General features: G+C 75.8%; 1 pseudogene. It reads right to left on the reverse strand.

Annotated features, from left to right (window positions below):
- A pseudogene (locus G3I54_RS19060) lies at window positions 1-215 on the reverse strand (D-inositol-3-phosphate glycosyltransferase); the annotation flags it as partial.

Genomic DNA, 215 nt, shown 5'->3' on the forward strand with positions numbered 1-215 from the left:
CTTCGCGAGGCCGCTGCCGCTCGGGCCGCCGACTATGGGGACGACGATGTTCGAGCGCAGCGCCGGACGCTCGTCCAGCAGGACGGCGACGGCGCGAAGGAGCAGGTCGGGGGCCTTCAGGGGCTGGATGCGGCCCGCGAAGAGCGGTACGAGGGCGTTCTGCGGCAGGCCGAGGCGGTGCCGGGCCGCGGCACGTCCGTCGGCGGGGCGGAACC

It is taken from the genome of Streptomyces sp. SID14515 (assembly GCF_010548505.1).
Classification (GTDB): Bacteria; Actinomycetota; Actinomycetes; order Streptomycetales; family Streptomycetaceae; genus Streptomyces; species Streptomyces caviscabies.